This window comes from Halosubterraneus shenae (assembly GCF_050510935.1).
Taxonomy (GTDB): domain Archaea; phylum Halobacteriota; class Halobacteria; order Halobacteriales; family Haloferacaceae; genus JBDGPU01.
Genome location: NZ_JBNLVO010000008.1, coordinates 56,241 through 77,414 on the forward strand (window position 1 = coordinate 56,241; position 21,174 = coordinate 77,414).

The following is a 21,174-nucleotide window of genomic DNA, read 5'->3' on the forward strand; positions in this document are numbered from 1 at the left end:
GCAAACACATGAAGGCCGTTCAGTTCTCCGAGCACGGGGACCGTGACGTGATCGAGTACGGGGACTATCCCGATCCGGAGCCCGGACGCGGGGAGGTGCTCCTCGACGTGAAGGCCGGCGCGCTCAACCACCTGGACATCTGGACGCGGCGCGGGCTCCCGGGCATCGACCTGGAGATGCCCCACGTCCCCGGCAGCGACGCGGCGGGCGTCGTCCTCGAAACCGGCGAGGGCGTCACGCGCTTCTCCGAAGGCGACCACGCCGCGGTCTCGGCGGGCGTCGCCTGCGGCGAGTGCGAGTTCTGCCGCGACGGGGACCCGACGCTGTGCCCGCACTTCAGTATCATCGGCGAACACCAGGAGGGCGTCCACTCGGAGCTGACGACGGTGCCCGCGGACAACCTCGTTCCCGTTCCGGACCACGTCGACTGGGAGGTCGCCGGCTCCGCGTCGCTCGTCTTCCAGACCGCCTGGCGCATGCTCCAGACGCGCGCGGACGTCGAGGCCGGCGAATCCGTGCTCGTCCTCGGCGCGTCCGGCGGCGTCGGCCACGCCGCGGTCCAGATCGCGAACCACGCCGGCTGCGAGGTGTATGCGACCGCCTCGACCGACGAGAAGCTCTCGTACGCGGAGGAGCTCGGCGCGGACCACGTCATCAACTACGAGGCGGACGACTTCGCCCGCGAGATCGGCGAGCACACTGGCCGCCGCGGCGTCGACGTCGTCGTCGACCACGTCGGCGCGGCGACGTACCCCGACTCCCTCAAGTCGCTCACGAAGGGCGGCCGGCTCGTCACCTGCGGCGCGACGACCGGCCCGAACCCCGACGCGGGGCTCAACCGCATCTTCTGGAACCAGCTGCAGATCATCGGCTCGACGATGGCCACGCCCGGTGAGGTCGACGACGTTCTCGATCTCGTCTGGGACGGCACGTTCGAGCCGCGGATCCGCGAGGTGCTGCCCATGAGCGAGGCCGCACGCGCCCACGAGATCATCGAGGATCGTGAGGGCTTTGGCAAAGTGGTCGTAAAGCCCGATAGTGAGCTCTGACGCCGAGGCGGACGCCGGCGCCGACGCGGACGCGGAATCCGATACCGATTCGTCGGACGCGACCGGCGGCTACGTCCACACGCCGGGGGATGCAGACGCGGCCACGTCGACCTCGGCCGAGTCGACGGACGCGACCAAACGGGCGCCGTCGGAGACCGACGAGTTCGGCCGCGCGGGCTGGGCGCTGACGGGGATGCTGATCGTCTGCATGCTGGTCATCCCCGGGATCATCTACCTCTACCCGTACTTCCTCGGCTCGTTCGGGCTGTCCTTCTTCGGGACGTATCTGGTGTTGCCCCTGATCCCGGCCGCCGTGCTCGGTCTCGTCGCCGTCTGGTCGATGACGGCCGCCGTTCACGACGAGTAGCTGGAGAATACGGATATTCGCTTTCCGGCGACGCGAACGTTTGGAAAGCGCTCGGCCGCTCTTTATAAGCGTATTTGAATAGATGATACGGTCTTGCTCTCGACAGCACCGCAAACACCCAGAAAGCCCTCGGCCGCTCGCGGTCGCTCCGCGACATATCCGCGCCTCTCCGCACAGCCCGGCGCGGATAGGGGTCGGCGGAGCGACTCCCCTCCGGCGCGACCGGCCGTCGCCCTTTCAGTCCGCCAGGACAGCACCGCAACCGCGACAGCACGCCGGCTGTCCGGCGAACGACGCTTGCCCGGTGACCGCCGCGAGCGACGATCGGCCACCACTCCCGGGTGGGACTGAAAGGGGCAGCCGCTGAGCGGGACGCCCTGCGACGTAAGCATCGCAACGGCGAACGAGCGAAGCGAGTGAGCCGTGAGGAGCGCAGCGAGCAGCGCGACCGGTCAGCGGCTGGGGCTTTCTGGGTGTACCGAGTGGTGTCGCAAGCGGCGATAGTCGATCCTGTATATAAGTGCGACCGCTCAGCGGCTGGGGCTTTCTGGATGTACCGAGTGGTGTCGCGAGCGACGAGACCCGGTCGTGTTTATAAGCACAAACGGACAGGGTCGGTGGCTCTCGCGGCGAAGCGAGAGGCGACGGCAACGAACAGGTTACTTCGCGAACGACGGCACTCCCTCTCCCGTGTCGATCAGGAAAAATCCGGTTCGCCCATTACGAAAACGAAACCCACGTCGGAGAGTCAGCACGCACCGAACAGCGACTTCACGAAGTTCGGGACCGGGAGGCTCCCGATCAGGTCACTGAGGAAGTCGGGCACGAGGTCGGCGACGAAGCCCGGCGGCCCGGCGTCCTCGCCGGGCCCGACGTCGGTTCCGTCACAGTCCGAGTTCGTTTGCATCGGGGTCGTATCGCCGAGGCCCGCGGCGGCCGCGGGCGCGACGAGCGCGACCAGCACGGCCAGGGCGGCCAGGACGATCGTTGTGCGTTTCATCGCGTTCCCCTCTTGGAGTGGATACGTATTGAACCGTGAGGTAGCTCAAGCCGGGTTCTCGGCGGATTAAGCCGGTTTCGACGCGGACACGCGCTTTGAGGACCGACGAGACCCGGGAGGATCCGGTAATCTACACGGCGGTCGTCCACGAAGCCAAAACACGTTGGGTGAATTGTTTTTGTACTATAGGGACAGGTACGAGTTGGAATGCCGGAACGCACGCATACTGGTGACCGCCGCGAGTCGCTACGGGCAGCTTCCCCACCGGAGAGGGGGTCAGGACGATGACGGCGTCCCGTCGGCCGCCGAGTCGCCAACGACAGACGACGGAAACGGACGAGACGAACGAGACGGACGAATCGGAACAGCTCCAGCCGGAGGAGTGTGACCCCGACGATCTGGTCCGGACCGCGGACGGCGAGCTGATCCACGAGGAAACCGGGCTCGTCGTCGAGGAGGACCAGATCGATCCGGGGCCGGAGTGGCGGGCGTTCGACCATTCCGAGCGCCAGGAGAAGTCCCGCGTCGGGTCGCCGATGACCCAGACGATGCACGACAAGGGGCTCACGACCAACATCGACTGGCAGAACAAGGACGCGCGCGGCAACGCGCTCTCCTCGGAGAAGCGCTCGCAGATGGAGCGGCTGCGGACGTGGCAGGAGCGCATCCGATCGCAGGACGTCGGCGAGCGCAACCTGAAGCTCGCGCTCTCGGAGATCGACCGCATGGCGTCGGCCTCGGGCGTGCCGGACTCCGTCCGCGAGGTCGCCGCGGTCATCTACCGCCGCGCGCTCGACGAGGACCTCATCCGCGGGCGCTCCATCGAGGGCGTCGCCACCGCGGCGCTCCACGCGGCGTGTCGCCAGGAGGCGATCCCCCGGAGCCTCGACGAGATCACCCGCGTCTCCCGCGTCGACCGCCGTGAGATCGGGCGCGCGTACCGCTACATCTCCGGCGAGCTCGGACTGGAACTCCAGCCGATCGACCCCCAGCAGTACCTGCCACGGTTCTCCTCGGATCTGGATCTCAGCGACCTGACCCAGCAGAAGGCCGAGGAGATCCTCGAGCAGACGACGGCGGAGGGGCTCCACGCCGGCAAGTCGCCGACCGGGTTCGCCGGCGCGGCCGTCTACCTCGCCGGCATGCTCTGTAACGACAAGCGGACGCAGGAGGAGGTCGCGGCGGTCGCCGACGTCACCGTCGTCACCATCCGCAACCGGTACAAGGAGCAGCTCGAGGCGATCAGTGAAGCGGCCGAAGCCTGACCGCGGTCTCACGGGCGATCGGTATCGCCGGCGGTCCCACGGTCAGCCCCGGCTCGTCGCCGTGACGCCGACTCGTTCTTCGGTTCGGTCACCGTAGCGACGCTGGATAGCCGCGCCCGCCACGGCGCCGGCGACGACGGCGGTGGCGACGGCGGCGGCCACGGGGTAGCTGGCGGCCATCGCGACGACGACTGCGGCCACCGTCATCGCGGTACAGACGCCGACCGTTCGCGCGGTAGTGTCAGTCTCGGGCGCGGCGCCGATCGTTCGCGTGCGGTAGTCGCCTCGTGTTCGGTCGTGCTGTGCGTCGGTGCGTGTGTGCTGTCTCATTGGTTTCGGGTCGGGTGGCGCGATGGGCTCGCGCCGCGGTTGGTGGTGGTTCTCTGCGTCGGGCAACGGGTCCGTCGGGCCGCTCGATCGCCGGCCGGGCCGTGCCGCTACGGCAGCTCCGGCGACCGCGGAAGCCCTCAGCGGGGTTCCGCATCGTGCACCCCCACGGTGTCGGTCAGGTCGGCAGCGTCGACGTCGTCGGCGAGGGCGACCTCGACGTCGGCGTCGACGGTCAGGTCGTTCAGGCGCGGGCGGAGCCCGGTGACGTCGACGGCGACGACGTCGACGCCGGCGACGCGGTCGAGCTTCCCGCGAACGCCCGCCCGGAGGTCGCCCGCGGCGTCGCGGGGAACCTCGAGACGGACGGCGATGCGATCGGTACTGTCGTGGCAGGTTGCGGCTGCCATAGGGAGCCGGGAGGGAGTCGATTCCTCACGCCGAGGCTCTGCCGCTTGAGCTACCGGCTCTAAGCCGTGGACGTGGGACGAGAACGGCGTACCCGCTCCGCTATGGAGTGAGCAAAAGCCACACCGTCCCGCGTCCGGTTACGCGGCGACGGTGTCGAGGCGATTGACGACCGTCCACCGCGTCCCGTTGCTGGCGGGCTTCGGGGTTCCATACCCCTGAAGCGAGCAAGATGGGAGCGTTGTGGAGGTCGTCATGGGTGAACTGTCGCAGTCGTTCGCGACTCGTTCCTGTCAACCACCGGGTGTTACTTAATTGTACTTTGATACTGGTACACACTCACAGTACAGATCCGCTGCTTGATGGGTGCTATCGTGCATTTCTGGTGCCGGACGTCGAGAGCTGACGCGACCCCGACGCGCGAGCGCGGCGCTTTTTCACCCGGGGCCCGGAGAGTGCGGTATGCCCACCGATCCCGACGCGAACGGCGACGAGGACGAGGCCGTCACCGCCGACGAGAACGCGCAGGACGACGCGTTCACCAGGGAACTCGCGCGCGCGAAATCGCTCCTGGACGACGAGGACGTCGACGCCGCGTTCGCCGGCGTCGTCCGCGAGGGCGAGGTCGACACGACGTTCACCCAGCGAGCGGGCGACCGCGAAGAGGAGGGATTGCAGGCCCTCGCGCTGCTCGCCGCGCACGTCAGGCTGGTCGCAAACGAGGCGGGCGTCGAGCCCTCGACCGTCGCCGGCGACGCCGCAACGCTCGCCGGGCAGGTCGAGGAGATCCCGGGATCGGCGGACGCAATGCCGGACGAGTAGACGCGAGAGGCGTGCAACGAGCAGCACGACCGGAAAGCGGCTGGGCCTTCCGGGTCTGCCGAGTGGTGTCGCCGCCGACGACCACTGCCTCCGTTTATAAGTGCGACCGCATCAGGGCCGGGAGCTTCCGTGATGCGGAGTGCGGTCGCTCGCGACGACGGGTCAGTTCATCCGGCTATCGAGGAATTTTTCGTTTCATGAGGGGCGCCGAACGGAGGGGCAACAACTACCGACGACCCCGTTCAGTTACGGCTCCATCGGTACCCAGGGCGTGACCAGATCGCGGGACGGCACGTGCCATCGCTCCTGTGCGTCGCCGTCCCGCCGGAGCTCGAGGACGGCGTCGAACCCCTCGTGGACCCCGCGCTCCCGGACCGTGTCGAGCGACGCCGCGAGGTGGTAGTGCCCAATGCCGCTGACGTCGACGACGGCTTCGCGCATCGCATCGAGCATCGGGGTGGTGTCGGCGTCGTCCAGCAGCGGCGCGACCGACGTTACGCCGACGCGACACGCGCCGGGCTCGGCGTCGACGTCCGCGATCTGCCTGGCGACCGTGGCCTGAAACGGATCCTGTCGCCCGTCTTCCGGCGATCCGCGGGTGAGAACCCCGGCGTCGACGACGGACCCCTCCGCCGGGAGCCAGCGGTCGGGAGTAACGTCGCCCACGGTGACGAGGAGACGCGTGCGCGAGGCGAGGGGCGCACCGAAGAGTCGTCGACTGGCCCGCCGTCGCACCGACGGGTCCGTTTCGCCGACGACGAGGAGGTTACAGCCGCGGCGCTTCAGGCGCATCAACAGCTCGCGGAACTGCGCCCGGTCCTGCCGCGTCGGTTCCATGACTCAGTTGTCGAACCAATCCAGTATTAGTTTTTCGCCGATCGATCAAACATTTATCCGCCGCTGACCGCATCGGGATGCACTCCCCTCTCGCCCACGCCACAGGCAGTATTTAAGACGTTATCGGACGCAGAACGCGATATGACGACGTTTCTGGTGCCGACGAACTCGGTCGATTCGAGCGCCGCGGCGTGCGACTACCTCGTCGACCGACTCGAGGCGGACGATTCGGTGGTCGCCGTCAACTCCCTGGTCGGCGGCGACGAGACGAGCGCGGAGGCGGTCCGTGACGGCAAGGAGGCTCTCAACGTCGTCGACGTCCGGCTCGGCGGTGTCGCGTCCGTGGACACCCACCAGTTCGTCCGCGGCAACGAGCCGGCGGCGGACGTGCTGGAAGCCTGCGAGGAGTTCGACCCGGACGAGCTGGTCATCTCGATCCGCGACCGGTCGCCGACTGACGAGGCGGTGTTCGGCTCCGTCTTCCAGCAGCTGCTCCTCGACGCGGAGCGGCCGGTCGTCTCGGTCCCCCGCGAGCGATAGCCCGCACTCGGACGACGGAGGCCGATAGCGAAGCAACGGTTCGGCGGAGAGCGTTGTTATTATTGCGCTTATAAAAGGAATAAATGAACGGGACAAAAGCGAGGTGATTCTCCTTCCTCGTGCGACCGGGACGACGGAAATCCGGGTGCAGAACGGTTCTTCATGATAAACCACGCTGAAGGGACACCTTCAAGTTTGACCACCCCCTGAAAACTTATATGTCCGAGGCGCAGACCGTTCGACTTGACTACGAGGATGGGGCCCGGGCGGTAGAACTGGCGCGCGAATCGGTGGAGTCCTTCGTTCTACAGGGTCAGCGGGAACAGCCGGGGAGTATGCGCGACGCCTTCTACAACCGAACTGGTGCATTCGTTCGCCTCCAGTCCACGCGCGGTCGTGGCCGCCTACGAGGCTGTGCGGGCGCCTATGGCGAGGACGACCAGCTCGGTCACGCCATCGTCGACGCCGCCATCCAGGCGGCCTCCGAGGGGTCCTGCGGCTCCGAGGTCGAGGCGAAGGAGCTGGAGAACCTCACCGTCTCCGTCTGTATCGTCTCCCGGACGACGCTGACCAACGACCCGGTCTCCGACATCCGGCTCGGTACCCACGGGGTCGCCGTCGACAAGGGCGGCCAGCACGGCTGGCTCTACCCGACCCTTCCCGTCGAGAACGGCTGGAGCGCCGCCGAGTTCCTCTCGCGAGCCTGCCGGAAGGCGGACCTCTCGCCGACCGCGTGGCAGGACGAGGAGACGATGGTGACGCTCATCGAGGGCCAGATGTTCCGCGAGCGTCCCGACGGCGGCGCCGTCGAAGAGCTGTAGACGAACCGACCCGCCGTTTCTCTACCGCGTGACGCCCCTCGATAGTCGAGCTATTCTCCGGGTGCTTCCGAAGGCCCACAGTCGACGCCGCGCCGTGAGTCCGACGCCGCGCCGTGAGTCCGACGCCGCGCCAGGAGTCCTACTCCCCGCCGTAGTCCACGAGCGCCGCGTCGTCGAGCGCGCGCTCCGCCGCCTCGTCGATATCGAACTCCCAGCCGTCCACGAGCTCGCCGTCACGGAGCAGCGGTTCGAGGAGTGGCTCGGCGTCCGCGGGCGCCTCGCGGTCGGCGAGCCCGACGTGGTGCCCGCCATCGGCGGTACGGTACGCCTGCTTCGCGCCCGAAAGCTTCCCGCGCTTGGCCGCGGGCTCGCCGTCGACCTCGACGATGTCGAGCGCGAAGTCGACGGGGTCCGCGTTGGCGACGGCGCCGCCGACGCCGAAGCCGTCGACGACGTCGCGCAGCTCCCGGAGGTCGGCGGGGCCGAGCCCGCCGGAGACGAACAGGTCGACGTCGGGAGCGTCACGCGCGTCGAGTTCCCAGGCAACCTCCCGGATGATGTGGCGGAAATCGCCCCGTCGCGACCCCGTCGTGTCCAGCCGGACGCCCGAGAGGTTCTCGCCGAGCGCGTCGACGGCGCGGAGGACCTCGTCGACCTCGTCGGTGTAGGTGTCACAGAGCGCGATCCGGGGCACGTCGGCGTCGACGTGCTCGTCGAACGCGCGCCACGCGTCCTCCTGGTTGCCGCGGCCGTAGGCGATCACGAGCGCGTGCGGCATCGTCCCGGAGGGCTCCTTCCCGAGCAGGTCACCGGCCGCGACGTGGGAGAAGCCGTCGAGGCCCGCGACCAGCGCGGAGCGCTCGACGGCGGCGGTCATCGACGGGTGGACGTGCCGAGCGCCGAACGAGAGGACCGAGGAATCCGGCGCGGCGACGCGGCAGTCCAGCGCCGCGGTGGCCATCCCGCTGGCGTGCGAGAGGAAGCCGAGCAGCGACGTTTCGAGGCGCGCGAACGCCAGGTACGGTCCCTCGATACGCATCACGGGGCCGCCGTCGAACAGGCGGCCCTCCGGCATCGCGTCGACGTCGACGTCGTGGCCGGACAGCAGCGCGACGGCGTCCTTCAGGCCGGCGAACAGCTCGAACTCGCCGGTCGGGAACTGGTCGGCCGTCACCTCGGCAACGACGTGCGGGTTGCGGCCGGCCGCCTCCAGCACGGTCTCCATCCGGTCGAAGTAGGCGTCGGTTGCCCGCCCCCGACGGATCGCGTCGGCGTCGACGATGTCGAACTCCGTCATTGGCCGTCGGTTCGTCCGGCGAGTAGAAAAAGCCACGCGGGTCGTCGCCGTCGGCGACAGCGGTTCGGGGTCGAGGTCGAGCGATTCGGGGTCGAGGTCGAGCGGGTTTCTACTGCCGCCGCGCGAGCAGCGCCGTCGCGACGAGCGCCGCGAACGCGACGACGACGCCGAAGCCGGGCGCGCTGTTCTCGGTCGTCGCCGTCGGGGGCTTCGTCGACGACCCTTCGGTCGTCTCAGTCGTCGTGGACGTCTCCGTCTCGGTCGGCTGCTGGAGCTCGATCCCTGGCCGGAGTTCGAGGACCTCGGCGGGCTCTTGCGCGTGGACGATGGTCACCCGCGTCCCGTCGCGCTCGATGCCGTAGGCGCCGCGGAAGGGGCCGTCGGCGACCTCGTGGACGCCGTCCTCGCGGTGCTCGACGTCGTGGGCCTCGAGCATCGTGAGGTACGTCCGGTGGAACTCGCGGGCATCCTCCTCGGTCTGCCACTCGGTCACCCAGACGTAGCCGTCGCGCTCGGCGTCGCCCTCGTCGTTGCGGTACGGGTACAGCTCGTCGCCCGCCCAGCCGTCCGACGACTCGTGGGCGTAGTTGTACGTGTCGTACGGGCCCGAGGTGTTGAACAGCACGTCCCGCCAGTCGAACGTGTTCGCGCCGAACTCGCGGCTCTGGTACCAGAACATCGTGAAGATGGAGGCCTCACCGACCGTCTCGGCGCCGCCAGCCCCCTGGTTCGGGTAGGTCTCCCAGCCGCCCGTGGCGGTGTCCTCGAACTCGATCTCGGTCGTCGCGTAGCTGTCGTTCCGATGGATCACCTGCGACGTCGACGTCGGGGGGGCCTCCATGCGCTCGTCGACAGCCGCCCAGCCGTCCTCCTCGATCAGGTCAGCGACGTAGACCGGCCCGTCGGAGTAGGGGTTCAGCATGGTGATCAGGATCCCGAGGTGGACCTCACCGCCCCCGCCCGAGCTCGATTCTGGCTCGGGGAGGCATTCCCACGCCGCCCCACAGCGCTGGTCGTACCGGTCCTCGATGTAGTTGGCTTCCCCCTCGACGACGCCGTCAATGGCGAGGTTCTCGTCCTGGGTCGCGCCGACGTACCTCGAACTGGACAGGTCGTGGTACTGGTCCTGCATCGCGTGGGTCAGCTCGTGGATCAACGTCGCCTCGCTGATCTGGAGCTGCTCGCCCTCCGCGACGACGAGGACGATCTTCTCCTTCGACGGCGAGTAGAACCCGGTCACCGAGCCGCCGTACACGGTCTGGATGGCCTCCGCGGAGGACTCGTTTTCCCCGACCATGAACAGGGCTTTCCAGACCTGGTCGTTCCAGCGCTGGTGGGTCGCGTTCGACTCCCGACCCGAGACCGTCTGCTTGTACTCCTCGCGGGTCATCGTCTCGACCTGTACGTCCTCCTTGAACGGCCGCTCGCGGACGTACTCGACCCGCGCCATCGCCCTGTGGACGACCTTCTCGAGCTCCGCGTCGGTGAGGCCGTCCGACTGGTCGACGTCGAGCGACTCGTTGTGGCGGATTCCCTTCCAGACGCCGACCTCGTCGTCCGAAGTCGCCGACGTGTTCGTCGCGTCAACGCCCGCCGCGTCGGTGCTCGTCGCGTCGATGCTCGTCGGGCCCGACGCTGCATCGACTGGAAGGCTTGCGGGGGAGGCGCTGGCGGGAGACGCCGCGGCTGCCGGCGCCACGAGCGACGTCACCAGCAGGGCGGCCAGCAAGAGAGTGAGAGAACGTCGCATACCACACCAACGGACTAGCCCGGTAAGTACCTTGCCGAACTCGGGAGCGCCGACGGTCGGATACTCGTCCGCATCCGCGGCCGATCGCTTTAGTGACGGCGTCGAAACCATCGCGTATGCAGTTCGATTCCGACAACACCGCCGTCGTGGTCGTCGACATGCAGAACGGCTTCTGTCACCCGGACGGCAGCCTTCACGCCCCGGCCAGCGAGGCGGCGATCGAGCCGGTCGCCGACGTGGTCGAAGTCGCGCGCGACGCCGGCGTCCCGGTCGTGTACACGCGGGACGTGCACCCGCTCGGCCAGTTCGAGGGGAACCACTACTACGACGAGTTCGAGCGCTGGGGCGAGCACGTCGTCGAGGAGTCGTGGGAAGCCGAGATCGTCGACGAGCTCGCCGTGCGCGACGACGACCACGTCGTCGAGAAGCACACCTACGACGCGTTCCACCGGACCGAACTCGAGGGGTGGCTCGCGGCGCGCGGCCTCGAGGACCTCGTCATCTGCGGCACGCTCGCGAACGTCTGCGTCCTCCACACCGCCGGCAGCGCGGGCCTCCGCGACTTCAAACCGGTGCTCGTCGAGGATGCCCTCGGCTACATCGAAGCGGGCCACCGCGAGTACGCCGTCGACCACGCCGACTTCCTGTTCGGCGAAGTCACGACTCGCGAGGCGCTCGACTTCGTTTAAAAGGATCCTCTCCCTCTCCGGTGGCTACGCCGCGTCGCCACCATCGGCACCGTCGCCACCATCGGCACCGTCGCCGCCATCGGCACCGTCGCCGCCCTCGGCACCGCGAACGCGCGCCGCCGGGAAGAAGGCCGTCGGGTCTTCGTGGGAGAAGACGACGCGCGCGTGGTCGTCGAGCGGGCGAACGTAGGTGTGCGTCTCCCCCTTCTCCTCTGCCGCGTCGAGCCACGACTCGGCCTCGTCGGTCCGGTAAAACAGCGGAAGGAGGACGGCGACCCCGTCGTCCGTGTCCCGCATCGCGAGGACGAGCACGACGAGCCCGCCCGACTCGCCGCGGTACGTCTCGAACTCGTCGAACGTGTGGTCGTCGACGAGGTCCTGGAGCTCCTCGAACTCGTCACCGGGGACGAGCGCGTCGAGGCCGACGCGGTCGGTCTCGGCGCCGGGTTTCCCCGTCGGCAGCGCCGTGACGTCGCCCGTGTTGAGCCGGGTGACGTCCCAGCCGGCCTCGCGATACTCCGCAGCGGTCGCGTCGAGGTCGTCCTCGACGCGCTCCCAGACGTCCCGCAGTCCTTCGGCAGGCTGCTCTCGGTCCATACCAGTGGGGAACGCCCGCGAAAGAAAAGCGTTCGCCTCGTCGAATGGCGTCCGTCTCGTCGAATGGCGTCCGTCTTGTCGAGCGCGCGGCGACCGGTCTCCGGCGTCGCCCGGAACAACGCCGGGCCCAGTCCGTGGCTTGAGGCGACCCATTTATAAACAAACTTCCGGAGATCCGGCCGCCGTTGCCGGATCATACCCTGTCGAGTTGACACACCCGACAAATTAGGGTGAAGGGTTAATTGCCATTATTTATTTCGTCGGTGTGTGTCTTCGACAAACGATTCAGCTGGTGAAAGAGACGGACTGCTAACGCGCCGGGCGCTGCTACAGGCACTGGGCATCGCGGCCGGCGGGAGCCTACTGGGCGCCGGCAGCGCGGACCTTGCGTCGGCGGCGTCGACCGACGCGTGGGACGAGTACCGCGACTGGCGGGCCATCGAGGCGAACAAGGTCTGGGACCGCGGCTATCGTGGTCGGGCCGACCGGACGATCGGGCTGACCGACAGCGGGCTCGAAGCTCGACATCCCGACCTCGGGCCCTGGAACGGCGTCGAGGCGTTCGTCGAGAACGACGACCTGAAGCTCACAAAACCGGCGGAAAACGACATTTCGCGAGTCGAATCCGGCGAGACGGAATCCTTCTCGGGCACGATGGGCCCCGGAACGTTCGCGACCGGCGAGGAGAAGTACCACGAGTTCACGACGCCGAGCGACGTGGCCGAGCTCGACTCGACGCTCTCCTTCTCGCCGAACACGGACGCCAACGACCTCGAGTTCCGGATCGACGTCTGGACCGGGAGCCGCTGGGAGACCGAGGCCCGCGCGGCGACGGGCGGCGAACCGGAGACGCTCCCGCAGGTCCCCGTCGAGGACGACACGAAGTACCGCTACGTCATCGAGGCGTATCTCAACACCGAGACGAGCTACGAGATCGACGGCACCTACTTCGACGTCGACGGCACCCGCACTACCTACGACGACTCCGTCGTCTTCGACGGCACCGGCGGCGAACCGACTGCCGACACGCCCAAGACCGTCGGCTGGTACGACGCGGGCTCCCGCTACGGCCTCTACGACAAACCGCGCGACCCGAACGGCCACGGGACGCACTGCTCGTCGATCATGGGTGGCTCCGGCCGATCCAGCGCCATCGACGGCGGCGCCTTCGAGAGCGCGCAGCCGGAGACGTACCTCTCCGAGGTCTCGGGCCACACGCTGACCTACGACGTCGCCGTCGACGCCGGCACCGGGCTGTTCGGGGCCGCCTACGGCGACCTCATCGAACTCCGGCTCTACGACCCCGACGGGAACCAGATCGACAGCTCGGGCGTCGGCGTCGACGATAGCTCGACCGGCGACGTCAACGTCGTCGAGGACCCCGCCACGGAAACGGGCACGTACACCTTCGAGATCCGGACGGCCGACGGCGAGGACGCGTCCGCAGCCTACGTCGACCGGGTCGGCTACGGGCCGTACCTCGACCCCGGTTCGACGGCGGCCGACCGAGCGGACGGGAACGACGACGGTACCCACACCGGGCTCGCGCCGAACCAGAGCCTGATCTGCATGCAGGGGCTCTCGGCGCCGACCGAGGACCTCGGTCGCTACGCCCAGCAGTTCACGGACACGTTCAACCTGCGTGCCGTCAACATGTCCTGGGGGTACGTCGGCGGGCTCCCGCTGGGCGCCGCCGCCGGGACGCTCGACCGGATCCCCGCCGTCATCAAGGACGTCGCGGAGGCGGGCGTCCTGACGCTCGCGGCCGCCGGCAACGCCGCAACGCCGGTCAACGGCAACGGCTCGCCGGCGATCGCCGACGAGGCCGTCTCCGTGGTCGCAACCGGCCCGCGGGACGGCATCTCCGGCTACTCCTCGGGCGGCGTCGGTGGCGTCGACGAGGACGAGGAGGAGACGTACATGAAGCCGGACCTCACTGCGCCCGGCGGGACGCTCTCGGACGTCATCTCGGCGGCTGACACGGCCGACCCGGACGCTGCCGAGTCCGACCAGCCGCCGATCCGCGACTACACCGGCAAGGCGGGCACGTCGATGGCGGCCCCGTTCACGACCGGCTCGACCGGCCTCGTGGCGCAGGCGATGGAGGAGGACGGCGGCCCGCGGCTCACGCTGCCGGATCCCGTCGACACGACGCTGTCGGACGTCTTCCGCCTGAAGCAGGTGTTGCTCGCGACGGCGAGCGAGACGGCCTTCACGGCGGCGCCGTACCACCGCGCGAAGACGCCGACGTACGACTTCGGCGGCCGGGATCCCTACGAGGGCTTCGGCCGGTTGAACCCCGAGGTCGCCGTCGACGCCGTCACGCGCGAGCTCTCGGGCACGTCGAGCGAGCAGCTCGGCCTCGGCCTCCCGCAGGACTCCCGCGCCGTCGCGGGCTACGTCGACCTCGGCGTCGGCGACCTCGACGCGAGCGTGGAGTTCACGGGCTACGAAGGCAACGACGCGAACCTCACCGAGGGGAAGCCGCACGTCGACCTGTTCGTCTACGACGGCGGCGACCCCGCCGAGCACGGCGAGCCGAACGTCGTCGACCGCGCGGCCGGCCCAACCGGCTCCGCGTCCATCTCCGCAGCCGAGAAGCGCGGCGGCGGCGGCTCGACGTACCTCGTGGTCGCGAAACTCGTCAACGTCCCCGGTGCGGTCAACGGCGACGACGTGCAGGTGAACCTGGACCTCACCGTCGACAAGACGCCCGGCGTTCGCGCACGCGGTGGTCGACCCTCCGAGGACGACGGCCTCCTCGGCGCCGGCGTGCTCGACACCGTCGAGGTGACGGTTACCCCGGACGACGACATCACGGTACGCGACGTCGTCCCCGCGGAGTTCGACGTCCTCACCGACGTGTTGAACGTCGTCACCGACGACGACGCCGGCGTGAAGTACGTCGAACTCGGCGACGCACCCGCCGACGAGCGGACGACGTTCACCTACGAGGTGGAGACGCCGACCGAGGTGCTCGACCTCTCGAAGGAACACCTCTTCGGACCGGTCCAGGTCGACGACGGCTCCGGCTGGGCGGGCGTCTCCGGAACCGCGGGCACGAAGCTGGTAACTGGCGACTGATCCGGCGAGCGCGAAGACACCGGCAGCGCCGACCTCACCGCCGACCCCGCGACCGCGGCACTCGTTTTAGTAACGGCGGAGCGGTTCCCTACTCGGAGCCGACGTGACCGAGTTCGTCGACGGGACCGAACTCGTCGACCGGCATCACGCTGTAATCGACGGTGAGCGTGTCCTTCGTCGCGCGGATCTTGCCGACGAAGGTGGAGATCGATTCGAGGTCGCCCTCGAGGACGAACACCTCGGTGCAGTAATGCGGGCCGACGTGGCTGTGGAAGTTCGAGGCCACGAGCCCCTCGTGCTCGTGCCGGAGGTGCATCATGCGCTCCTCGACGTTGGTCTCCTCGTAGTTGAAAAGCACCGTCACGACGGCCATCAGGTCACGGTCCTCCAGCTGGGCGTCCTCGAACTCCCCGAGCAGGTTCCGGGACGCCTCGCGAATGAGCTCGCTCCGGCCCGTGTACCCGTGCTCGTCCGCGAATCGGTCGAGGCGATCCAACAGCTCCTCCGGCATCGACACGCTGACGACGGTCATGTAATAACTCAACGCTCATTTCTTATTAAGGCTTGATGATCCGCCGGTTTGTCGCGCCGGGCCTGCCGCGGGGCGGACGTTCATGGCGAGGGCCGCCGAGCACTCGGCCATGCCACTCAGTGACGCGACGCGACGGCGGATCGACTCGTTCGTGAGCGACTGGGTCTCGGCCGCCGACGTGCCCGGCGCCGGCCTCGCGGTCGTCGACCCGGACGGCATCCAGTACGCGACCGGCTACGGCGCCCGCGACCTGGAGGCCGGCGACCCGGCGACGACTGACCGACCACCGCCGGCGCGCGAGCAGCGCGCGAGCGGTGGTTGCTGTCGCGGTTGCCGTTGCTGTCGCGGTTGCTGTGGAGGTCCTGGAGGACTGAATGGGCGACCGGCCGAGGGCTTTCGGAATGTTGGCGTTGCTGTCGGGGGCAAGCCCGTATCACCTGCTTAAACCAACTCACAGCGAGCAGCCGAGGACTTTCTCGCTGTTGTGGTCCAGTATCACACCGTCTTCACCTGGCCTTTCTATTTATAAACAGGAGCGACCGTGGGGTTTCCCGGCGTCCGCGCCGTCATCAGGAGTTGGACCGTCCCATTATCCACCGATCCACACGACAAACACAACCCTTACCGCCGACCCAGTCCCAGAACAGCCATGCGCGAGCACTTCGAGATCCGGGACCACGACGTCGCGGGCCGCATCGGCGAGCTCGAGGTCCCCAGGGCCGGCGTCACCGTGGAGACGCCGGCGCTGCTGCCCGTCGTCAACCCGAACGTGCTCACGATCGAACCCTCCCGCCTCCAGTCGGAGTTCGGCGCGGAGATCCTCATCACGAACTCCTACATCATCCGCAGCACCGACGACGTCCGCGAGCGGGCCCTCGACGAGGGGCTCCACGAGATGCTGGACTTCGACGGCGCGATCATGACCGACTCGGGCTCGTTCCAGCTGGCCGAGTACGGCGAGATCGACGTGACCACGAGCGAGATCATCGAGTTCCAGCACGCGATCGGGAGCGACATCGGCACGCCGGTCGACATCCCGACGCCGCCGGACGTCGACTACGAGCAGGCCGAGCGGGAGCTCGAGACGACCCAGCAGGCGCTCGCGGACGCCGAGGCGATCGACACGGGCGACATGCTCGTCAACGCGCCCGTCCAGGGGTCGACGTACCCGGACCTCCGCGAGCGCGCGGGCGAGCAGGCGGCCGCGACGGACCTGGACGTCTTCCCCGTCGGGGCCGTCGTCCCGATGCTCAACAGCTACCGGTACGCCGACATGGTCGACGTGGTGATGGGCGCGAAGCGCGGCCTCGGCGCCGACTGCCCCGTCCACCTCTTCGGCGCCGGCCACCCGATGATGATGGCGCTGGCGGTCGCCGCCGGCTGCGACCTGTTCGACTCCGCAGCGTACGCGCTGATGGCTCGCGACGGGCGCTACCTCACCGTCGCCGGCACGGAGCACCTGGAGGAGCTAAACTACTTCCCCTGCTCGTGCCCCGTCTGCGCGGAGTACACCCCCGCGGAGGTCCGCGCCGAGGACCCCGACGAGCAGGAGCGCCTGCTGGCGGAGCACAACCTCCACGTCACGTTCGAGGAGCTCCGGCGCGTGAAGCAGGCGCTCCGCTCGGGCTCGCTGCTCGAGCTCGTCGAGCGTCGCGCCCGCGGGCACCCGGCCATGCTGGACGGCTACCGCGCGCTGCTGGACCACGCCGACCAGCTCGAGGCGCAGGACGCCGTCTCGAAGGGGACCTTCTTCTACACCTCCCACGAGTCGGCACGCCGGCCCGAAGTGCAGCGGCACCACGACCGGCTCGACCGCCTGCCGGTGCCGGATTCCCTCCTCGTCACCGAGTCGAAACCGCCGTCGGAGCACGACTACGACGCGGTCTGGCGCGTGACGCCGCCGTTCGGCCCGTATCCGCGCGCCCTGGGCGAGACGTACCCGCTCACGGCCGAGGTGCCGGACCGGACCGACGTCGCCGCCGAGACTGCCGCCGCGGCGGGCGTCGCCCGGCTCGTCGCCGAGCACCCCGAGTCCGACGTGACGCTGGCGCACGACGACTGGGCCGACGCCGCCCTCGCCGAACTGCCGGCGACCCTCGACGTGGAGAACCTCGCCGACCTCGGCGAGTAGCCCGCCGGCGGTCGGCGCGAGCGCCCGTACCGAGCGACGACGTGGATCGAGGCGGCGCGAGAGGGAGTGGCTATTTAAACTCGCCCCACATGTGGGCGTAACAATGCAGTCGAGTCGCGTGATCGTGGTCGACGACGAGCCCGGGTACGCGGAGCTCATCGCCGATCGATTCGACCGGGCGGAGGGCGTCTCAGTGCTTGCGACGGTGACGGATCCCGACGAGGTCCTCGACTACCTCGAGGACGAGGCGTCCGACGTCGACTGTATCGTCAGCGACTACGACATGCCCGAAACCGACGGGCTCGAACTCAACGCTGAGGTACAGGAGGTCGCTCCCGGTGTCGAGTTCGTCCTGTACACGGCCTATCTGGACGAGGAACTCGCCGCGGAAGCGGAGCAGGGCGGCGTAACGGAATGTTTCCGGAAGGACGGCGGCCGGCCCCAGTTCCAGCGGCTCCTCGATACGGTCAGAGCCGCAGGCGGCGCCGGCGGGCGCGGCACCGAGGAGCGGGGCGCGGGATAGTCCCCGACGCGACCCGCGGAACGTAAGTGAATTGAGCGTCCCCCCGCGAGAGGGAGTATGACCGACTACTTCGAGGTTCACGAGCGGGACGCGGCCGCCCGACTGGGCGAGCTGCGGCTCGACGAGCCGGTGACGACGCCGGCGCTCGCGGACCCCTTCCTCGAGGACGCCGGCAGCCTCTGGGCCGCCGAGCGCGAGTTCCCCGAGGGCGACGACTCGTCGCTGACCGTCCTCCCGCACCGCGCGTTCCCGGCCGGCACGCGCGAGGAGGTCCAGGAATCGTTCCGCGTCGACCAGCCCGAGACCGACTTCCCCGCGGCCGCCGTCGTCCCCTCCGAGGACCCAGTCGACGTCGGCGCCGACGCCTACGTCCTCTCCGACGCGCAGGGGTTCGTCGGCCACGGCGCCGGGCTGAAGGACGCGATCGTCAACGCGAAGGCGGCCCTCCCGGCCGACACCGCGCTGATGCTCTCCGGCGTCGCCACCCCCGCGAACGTCGCGACGCTCGTCTACGCCGGCGTCGACCTCGTCGACGAGGCGAAGGCGCGCGTGAAGGGAGCCGAGGGCTTTTACCTCAACACGGACGGCGAGTTCTTCCTCGAGGACCTCGAGGAACTCCCCTGTGCCTGTCCGGCCTGCGCGAAGCCGCGCTCGGAGTTCACGCGCGCGGACTGCCAGGAGCACAACGTCAACGCGCTACGGGCCGAGCTGCGTCGCGTCCGCGAGCGCGTCCGGAACGGGCGCCTCCGCGACTACATCGAGGGGCAAGCCCGCCACGACCAGTGGCTCACGGCCGCGTTCCGCGAGTTCGACCAGCAGTGGCGCTACATGGAGGAGCGGACGCCCGTCGTCCGCAACAACGAGCTGACCGCGGCGACGGAGGACTCCCTTCGTCGCGTCGAGATCCAGCGCTTCGCCGACCGCGTGACGAGCCGGTACGAGAACCGGTTCGACGCGCCGCTCGTCCTCGTCCCGTGTTCGGCGACGAAGCCGTACAGCGACTCCCAGAGTCACCGCCAGTTCCACGACGCGATCCAGTGGCGCGGCCACGTCGTCTCGATGACCTCGCCCATCGGCGTCGTGCCCCAGGAGCTGGAGACGACCTACCCCGCCCAGCACTACGACTCCGTGGTCACCGGGGAGTGGTCCGCCGAGGAGATCGACTTCGTCGCCCAGGTGCTGCAGCGCTACCTCGAGCGCAACGACTACCCCCGCGTCGTCGCGCACGTGCCCGGCGACGGCTACCAGGAGATCTGCGAGCGCGTCGCTGCGGAGGTGGACGTCCCCTTCGAGTACACCTGCGAGTCCCACCCGACGACGGACGCCTCCCTCGCGAACCTCGCGGACGCGCTCGAGGGCGAGCCGGCCTACAGCAAGCGCGAGCGCCAGCACAACACGGTCCGCGCGCTGGCCGACTACCAGTTCGGCGAGGGCGCCGGCGACGCGCTGTTCGCGGACCGGATCCACGTCACGGGTCGCTATCCCAAGCTCCAGGCCTGGGACGGGCCGGCGGGCGACGGCAGCGAGCAGCTCGCGACGATGGTCCCGACCTACGGCATCCTCTCGCTCACGCTCGAGGGCGGGCGCCGCTGGGTCGACAGCGATGCTCCGACCAAGACCGTCGAGATCGACGGCTTCGTCCCCCACGGCTCGGTGCTCGCGCCCGGCGTCGTCGACGCCGACGACGACGTCCGCGTCGGCGACGAGGTCGTCATCCAGGGGCCGAAGGCGTTCGGCATCGGCCGCGCGCAGATGTCCGGCCCCGAGATGGCCGAGTCGACGCGCGGCGTCGCGACGAAAGTGCGGCACGTCGAAGAGACGTAGCGGGTATCTCCCTTTTGTCGGAACTGCCCGTGTGCGGACGGTTTCCTTTATAAGAGAACGCTGAAATCCTCGTCGCCAGCGACCCCACTCGCGGGATTATCGACCGTCGGAACGACGGACCCGAGAGACACGGCACGACCGCTACTGTATTTATAAACACCCTCTCGCGGAAAACCCGAAGCGCCGGAATCAGTCGGCCGCGACCGAGCGCGTCGAGTTGGCCATCGCCAGCACGTCGTCGAAGAAGTCCAGGGAGTCGTGGGGGCCGGGGTTCGCCTCGGGGTGGTATTGGCGCGTGATGATGTCGAGGTCGGGGCTATCGAGGCCTTCGGGGGTGTCGTCGTTGACGTTGATCTGCGTGACCTCGAGCGGGCCGGGGTCCGCGACCGTGTAGCCGTGGTTCTGGGTCGTCATGACGACGCGGCCGGACTCGAGGTCCTGGACCGGCTGGTTCACGCCGCGGTGGCCGAACTCCATCTTCTCGGTGTCGCCGCCGAGTGCCTCGGCGACGACCTGCTGGCCGAGACAGATGCCCGCGATGGGCACGTCGCCGACGAACTCGTCGACGACCTCCTGGGCGGCGACGAAGTTCGCCGGGTCGCCCGGGCCGTTCGAGACGAACAGGAGGTCCGGGTCGACCGCGGCGACGTCCTCGGGGGCCGCGTCGTACGGGAGGACGTGGACGTCCGCGTCGCGCTCGTTGAGCGACGAGATGATCGAGCCCTTCGCGCCGCAGTCGAGCAGCGCGACGTCGTACTCGCCGTCGACCTCGTAGACCGTCGGCTCGGTCACGGAGACCTCGGCGCCGATGTCGGTGTGGTCGCTCATGGGCTTGCAGGCCTCCATCTCCTCGATCGCGTCCTCGGGGGTCGCGTCCGGCCCGGCGGCGACGCCGCAGGCCATCGCGCCCTCCTCGCGGACGGTCGTCACGATCTCGCGCGTGTCGAGGTGGTCGACCGCCGGCACGCCCGCCTCGGTGAGCCAGTCGGCGACGTCCGCCGTGAACTCGCGGGCGATGGCGACCTTCGGCTGGACGTTCTCGGATTCGAATCGCTCGGTTCGGACGCCGTAGTTGCCGATGAGCGGGTACGAGAAGGTGAGGACCTGCTCCGCGTAGGAGGGGTCCGTCAGCGACTCCTCGTAGCCCGTGTACGCGGTCGTGAAGACCAGTTCACCGTTCGCGCGCCCCGGCGCACGGCAGCGAGCTTCGAGCACGCGTCCGTCCGCCAGTGCCACGTAGGCGTCCGTCATTACGAGAAACGTACGCAGCCAGGATAATAAGTGCGTCGTTCGAAGTTTCATTACGAAATT

The 21,174-nt window shown here is 68.8% G+C and carries 21 protein-coding genes; 12 read left to right on the plus strand and 9 right to left on the minus strand.

Annotated features, from left to right (window positions below):
* Window positions 1–8: 8 nt before the first annotated feature.
* Both ACQE3M_RS15195 and ACQE3M_RS15200 read left to right on the plus strand, forming a co-directional pair.
* The gene (locus tag ACQE3M_RS15195) at window positions 9–1,049 is read left to right on the plus strand and encodes a zinc-binding dehydrogenase (protein WP_430506377.1); all 1,041 of its coding nucleotides are present in this window, start codon (window positions 9–11) and stop codon (window positions 1,047–1,049) included.
* Window positions 1,039–1,416 (plus strand): hypothetical protein, encoded by a 378-nt coding sequence (locus ACQE3M_RS15200; protein ID WP_430506378.1) that lies wholly within the window; start codon window positions 1,039–1,041, stop codon window positions 1,414–1,416. The genes ACQE3M_RS15195 and ACQE3M_RS15200 overlap by 11 nt, the downstream gene beginning before the upstream one ends.
* 748 nt (window positions 1,417–2,164) lie before the next feature.
* On the opposite strand, the gene ACQE3M_RS15205 is transcribed toward ACQE3M_RS15200, so the two are convergent.
* Window positions 2,165–2,416 (minus strand): hypothetical protein, encoded by a 252-nt coding sequence (locus ACQE3M_RS15205; RefSeq protein WP_430506379.1) that lies wholly within the window; start codon window positions 2,414–2,416, stop codon window positions 2,165–2,167.
* A gap of 284 nt (window positions 2,417–2,700) precedes the next feature.
* Here ACQE3M_RS15205 and ACQE3M_RS15210 point away from each other — a divergent pair, with 284 nt between their 5' ends.
* Complete coding sequence (locus tag ACQE3M_RS15210; protein ID WP_430506380.1) at window positions 2,701–3,681, plus strand: transcription initiation factor IIB; 981 nt, start codon at window positions 2,701–2,703, stop codon at window positions 3,679–3,681.
* A gap of 42 nt (window positions 3,682–3,723) precedes the next feature.
* Here the strand turns inward: ACQE3M_RS15210 and ACQE3M_RS15215 are convergent, their stop codons facing one another.
* Together ACQE3M_RS15215 and ACQE3M_RS15220 are read right to left on the minus strand one after the other, a co-directional pair.
* Window positions 3,724–4,011, minus strand: coding sequence for a hypothetical protein (locus ACQE3M_RS15215; protein ID WP_430506381.1), 288 nt, complete (start codon window positions 4,009–4,011; stop codon window positions 3,724–3,726).
* Between the two features lie 137 nt (window positions 4,012–4,148).
* Complete coding sequence (locus ACQE3M_RS15220; RefSeq protein WP_430506382.1) at window positions 4,149–4,418, minus strand: hypothetical protein; 270 nt, start codon at window positions 4,416–4,418, stop codon at window positions 4,149–4,151.
* A 460-nt stretch (window positions 4,419–4,878) separates the two neighbouring features.
* Between ACQE3M_RS15220 and ACQE3M_RS15225 the strand changes: the two genes are divergently transcribed.
* The gene (locus ACQE3M_RS15225) at window positions 4,879–5,238 is read left to right on the plus strand and encodes a hypothetical protein (RefSeq protein ID WP_430506383.1); all 360 of its coding nucleotides are present in this window, start codon (window positions 4,879–4,881) and stop codon (window positions 5,236–5,238) included.
* 246 nt (window positions 5,239–5,484) lie between these two features.
* Here ACQE3M_RS15225 and ACQE3M_RS15230 read toward each other — a convergent pair whose 3' ends face one another.
* Entirely contained in the window at window positions 5,485–6,075 is a 591-nt protein-coding gene (locus ACQE3M_RS15230; RefSeq protein WP_430506384.1) for a DUF7504 family protein, read from the minus strand.
* A 141-nt stretch (window positions 6,076–6,216) separates the two neighbouring features.
* Here ACQE3M_RS15230 and ACQE3M_RS15235 point away from each other — a divergent pair, with 141 nt between their 5' ends.
* Window positions 6,217–6,615 carry a universal stress protein gene (locus ACQE3M_RS15235; protein ID WP_430506385.1) on the plus strand — a complete coding sequence of 133 codons (399 nt, stop codon included), beginning with the start codon at window positions 6,217–6,219 and terminating at the stop codon, window positions 6,613–6,615.
* Window positions 6,616–6,833: 218 nt separating this feature from the next.
* Window positions 6,834–7,436 (plus strand): TIGR00296 family protein, encoded by a 603-nt coding sequence (locus tag ACQE3M_RS15240; protein WP_430506386.1) that lies wholly within the window; start codon window positions 6,834–6,836, stop codon window positions 7,434–7,436.
* Window positions 7,437–7,575: 139 nt separating this feature from the next.
* Here the strand turns inward: ACQE3M_RS15240 and ACQE3M_RS15245 are convergent, their stop codons facing one another.
* A complete protein-coding gene (locus ACQE3M_RS15245; protein WP_430506387.1) occupies window positions 7,576–8,733 on the minus strand; it encodes a nicotinate phosphoribosyltransferase in 1,158 nt (385 codons plus the stop codon).
* 109 nt (window positions 8,734–8,842) lie between these two features.
* A complete protein-coding gene (locus tag ACQE3M_RS15250) occupies window positions 8,843–10,483 on the minus strand; it encodes an Hvo_1808 family surface protein (protein WP_430506388.1) in 1,641 nt (546 codons plus the stop codon).
* Between the two features lie 116 nt (window positions 10,484–10,599).
* On the opposite strand from ACQE3M_RS15250, the gene ACQE3M_RS15255 reads away from it, so the two are divergent.
* Window positions 10,600–11,172: a cysteine hydrolase family protein gene (locus ACQE3M_RS15255; protein ID WP_430506389.1), complete on the plus strand. Its 573-nt coding sequence runs from the start codon at window positions 10,600–10,602 to the stop codon at window positions 11,170–11,172.
* A gap of 24 nt (window positions 11,173–11,196) precedes the next feature.
* On the opposite strand, the gene ACQE3M_RS15260 is transcribed toward ACQE3M_RS15255, so the two are convergent.
* Window positions 11,197–11,769 carry a DUF7529 family protein gene (locus tag ACQE3M_RS15260; protein ID WP_430506390.1) on the minus strand — a complete coding sequence of 191 codons (573 nt, stop codon included), beginning with the start codon at window positions 11,767–11,769 and terminating at the stop codon, window positions 11,197–11,199.
* Between the two features lie 267 nt (window positions 11,770–12,036).
* Here ACQE3M_RS15260 and ACQE3M_RS15265 point away from each other — a divergent pair, with 267 nt between their 5' ends.
* Window positions 12,037–14,853 (plus strand): S8 family serine peptidase, encoded by a 2,817-nt coding sequence (locus ACQE3M_RS15265; protein WP_430506391.1) that lies wholly within the window; start codon window positions 12,037–12,039, stop codon window positions 14,851–14,853.
* 88 nt (window positions 14,854–14,941) lie between these two features.
* On the opposite strand, the gene ACQE3M_RS15270 is transcribed toward ACQE3M_RS15265, so the two are convergent.
* Window positions 14,942–15,385 carry a CopG family ribbon-helix-helix protein gene (locus ACQE3M_RS15270; protein ID WP_430506393.1) on the minus strand — a complete coding sequence of 148 codons (444 nt, stop codon included), beginning with the start codon at window positions 15,383–15,385 and terminating at the stop codon, window positions 14,942–14,944.
* Window positions 15,386–15,494: 109 nt separating this feature from the next.
* Here ACQE3M_RS15270 and ACQE3M_RS15275 point away from each other — a divergent pair, with 109 nt between their 5' ends.
* The 4 genes from ACQE3M_RS15275 to arcS all read left to right on the plus strand — a co-directional run bounded on the left by ACQE3M_RS15275 (window position 15,495) and on the right by arcS (window position 19,863).
* A complete protein-coding gene (locus ACQE3M_RS15275; protein WP_430506394.1) occupies window positions 15,495–15,830 on the plus strand; it encodes a hypothetical protein in 336 nt (111 codons plus the stop codon).
* A gap of 204 nt (window positions 15,831–16,034) precedes the next feature.
* A complete protein-coding gene (tgtA, locus tag ACQE3M_RS15280) occupies window positions 16,035–17,516 on the plus strand; it encodes a tRNA guanosine(15) transglycosylase TgtA (protein ID WP_430506395.1) in 1,482 nt (493 codons plus the stop codon).
* Window positions 17,517–17,619: 103 nt separating this feature from the next.
* A complete protein-coding gene (locus ACQE3M_RS15285) occupies window positions 17,620–18,039 on the plus strand; it encodes a response regulator (protein WP_430506396.1) in 420 nt (139 codons plus the stop codon).
* Between the two features lie 57 nt (window positions 18,040–18,096).
* Entirely contained in the window at window positions 18,097–19,863 is a 1,767-nt protein-coding gene (gene arcS, locus ACQE3M_RS15290; protein WP_430506397.1) for an archaeosine synthase subunit alpha, read from the plus strand.
* Between the two features lie 189 nt (window positions 19,864–20,052).
* On the opposite strand, the gene carA is transcribed toward arcS, so the two are convergent.
* The gene (gene carA, locus ACQE3M_RS15295; protein ID WP_430506398.1) at window positions 20,053–21,114 is read right to left on the minus strand and encodes a glutamine-hydrolyzing carbamoyl-phosphate synthase small subunit; all 1,062 of its coding nucleotides are present in this window, start codon (window positions 21,112–21,114) and stop codon (window positions 20,053–20,055) included.
* Between the last annotated feature and the right edge of the window lie 60 nt (window positions 21,115–21,174).